A 3,243-nucleotide genomic window follows, 5' to 3' on the forward strand; every position below is an offset into this window, starting at 1 on the left:
CAATTTGGTGATATATGCTCAACGCGCCGTGATTTGCAGCTTCTTTTGCAATCGAAAAAATTTCATCGTCATTCAATGCCGGAATGATCGGCGCCATCAGCACATTTACCGGGATTCCATGTTGGGAAAGCAGTTCAATGGCTTGCAGTTTCTTGCGAGAGCTTGCGGTTCGGGGTTCCAGTTTTCTCCGCAGTTCTTCTTTTAAACTCGTGATACTAATGTTTACTGCCACCAAATTTAATTTTGCCAATTCTTCCAGGATATCCAGATCCCGCGTAATCAAGGCGTTTTTGGTAATAATTCCCACAGGATGCTTGTATTTCAGCATGATTTCCAGCAATTTTCGCGTGATTTTGTATTCGCGTTCACAAGGTTGATAACAATCAGTATTTCCGGAAATGGAGATCGTTTGGACTTTCCATGATTTCTTGTTCAGGGCTTCTTCCAGCAATTCCGGTGCATTTTTCTTTACGAGAATAACGCGCTCAAAATCGGTTCCGGCGCTGTAACCCCAATATTCGTGTGTTGGTCTCGCATAACAATAAGTGCAGCCGTGTTCACAACCCTGATACGGATTCAGGGAATAATACATTCCGACATCCGGACTGGTGAGTTTATTTATGATCGTCTTCGGGTGAACTTCAATGAATTTGGTTTTCAATTCGGGTTCCTCAAACGGATCAATGTCGTCAAAATCATCTCCTTTTTCTTGTGAAAAGAAGCGATTGTGCGGATTGATTTGAGCTCCGCGACCATTTTTATAGAATAAAGGATCAGACATAACTACTTTGAATTTGAAGTGGTTTTACAAAATTAAGATAAATTATTAATATTTTTTTGATTATTAATTAATCATTTTGTTTGTGCTCAGAAAAAAATATTCATACTAAATCTCTAGTGTGATTTTTGGTTTAAATCAATAAGAATGGGAGCTACAAAGAATTTCAGTACTTTTATGAAACAATTCGAACAGTTATATACAAGTCACTTTATAAAGACCATATGACAAATTTTGTTTTTTCCTTCATTCTGATCATTTTAGCACTTTTACCCCAACAGTTGTTGAGTCAGAACACGGCAGATTCCCTGCGTTCCTTAATAGCAACATCCAATGAACAGCGAAAAGGGGAATTAAACATCGAACTGGCTAATTATCATTTGTCGGAAAACCCCGATTCCAGTATCTATTACGGACAAGTTGCCAGAGCTATCGGAAAGGAAACAAACAATTATGTTGTTGTCATTCGTTCATATTCGGTGATCGGAGAAGCGTATCAAAGACAAAACAAACTGAAAAAAGCGCTCTCAGCTTATCTGAAAGGGCTTGAACTAGCTGAAAAACACGACGAAAAATCGCTTGCAGGAACCATTTACAACGGAATAGGGGTGTGTTATTTCTACATGAGTGACATTGGCAAAGCGGAAAAATACATGAAACTGGCTGCGCAGGCGAAGAAAGAAGCAAATGATTACCGGTATTATGCATTGATTATGGCAAATCTGGCCGGTTTGCAGATCATGAATCAATCTTTTGATGAGTCGATTAAAACGCTGAAAGAAGCAGAAAAAACACTGCTCAAGAAAAAGCAAACCGAATACGTGGCTGCTGTTTATAATTCCCTGGGAGCGGCGTATCAAAGTGTGCAACCGGATTCTTGTATTTACTATTACAACAAAAGCCTTGAGTTTTCTTCCAAAAAGAACGATTATCTCACGATGATGACTACGTATCAAAACCTGGGAGATTATTATTTCGGGGTGAAGAATTATCCGAAAGCATTTGAATACATGAAAAAAGCGATTGTAACGAATGAACATCGGCCGGAAGATACCTTTAAGCCCGCTTTATTCGAGCGGATCAGTGCTTTGTATGATTCCATTCACGATTTCAAAAATGCCTATCACTACAAAAAACTGGAAACAGAAGCCCGTCAGCGCATTTTCTCCGTAGCAAAGCAGAAAGAAATTGATGAATTGGAAATCAAATACCAAAGTGAAAAAAAGGAAAAGGAAATCCAGCTGCATAAACAGGAAATCCAAAAAAATAAAAACCAGCGGAATGTCCTTTTGTTTATCGCGATTTCTGTGTTTTTAGTTGCAGGATCTATTACCTATCTGCTCTTTCAACGAAAGAAAATCACACAGGAATTCGAACAGGAAAAACTGAAACTCTTTGAAAATATTTTTCATGAGATCAGAACTCCGTTGACGCTTATCGACGGCCCGATCCAGGTAATGAAACAAGCTACGGCTTCTTCGTACCAGCATGAATTGGAGCTGATGGAGCGAAACTCGAAGAAGCTGATTGGGCTGGTGAATGAATTGCTCGATGCTTCGAAACTGGGGAAGGGGAGTTTTCAACTTCATTTTACCAATGGAGATGTAGATGAGTTTATCGAACAGATTGTCAACAACTTTGCCGGTGAAGCAAAATCGAAAAACATACAAATCGCTCATACGAGGAATCATTCCGGAACCTATTATTCGTTTCCTTCCAACGGATTGGAGAAAATCCTGTCGAATCTGATTGGAAATGCAGTGAAATATTGCCCGGCAAATACGGAAATTGAAGTTGTTTCCCGGATTGAGAACAATCAATTGCTGATTCGTGTAAGTGATACCGGTCCCGGAATTCCTAAAAAAGATCAGAAAAAGGTGTTTCGCCGTTTTTTCAGGGGAAAACATACTTCTGATGTAACGGGAACAGGAATCGGCTTGTCTTTGGTCAAAGAATTGGTAGACCTGGCACAAGGAACGATTGATCTTCAGAGTAATTCGTCCGGAACAAGCTTTGCAGTAACGATTCCGGTGCGGGAAGCAAACCAGGTGGCGGATTCCGGTATTCCGAATGAGGATATTCCGACGCTTTTGCTGGCAGAAGATGATCCGGATACAGCAACCTTCAGTATTTCCGTTTTGAAAGAAAACTTCCACATTATTCATGCGAAAAATGGTCAGCAGGCCATTGATCTGATTCGTGAAAACTTACCGGATATTGTTCTTTCCGATATCATGATGCCTGAGAAAGACGGAATTGAATTATTGCGGGAAATCCGGTCGAATGAACTGACAAATCACCTGCCGGTAGTCTTGTTTTCCGCAAAAGCATCGTTGGAAAGCCGTCTGGAAGGTTTGCAGCATGGAGCCGATGCCTATGTTTCCAAGCCTTTTTCTCCCGATGAATTGAAACTGACCATCCGGAACTTGTTTACAACCGTTCAGCGAAACAAGGATACCTACAAA

The 3,243-nt window shown here is 40.4% G+C and carries 2 protein-coding genes; one reads left to right on the top strand and one right to left on the bottom strand.

All coding sequences use genetic code 11. From position 1 onward, the window contains the following. Positions 1-781: PA0069 family radical SAM protein (locus Q1V93_RS17330; protein WP_300666414.1), on the bottom strand; the 781-nt coding region annotated here is incomplete at its 3' end. A gap of 221 nt (positions 782-1,002) precedes the next feature. On the opposite strand from Q1V93_RS17330, the gene Q1V93_RS17335 reads away from it, so the two are divergent. Next, positions 1,003-3,243: ATP-binding protein (locus Q1V93_RS17335; protein WP_300666415.1), on the top strand; the 2,241-nt coding region annotated here is incomplete at its 3' end.

Source organism: Fluviicola sp., assembly GCF_030151805.1.
Lineage (GTDB): Bacteria > Bacteroidota > Bacteroidia > Flavobacteriales_D > Crocinitomicaceae > Fluviicola.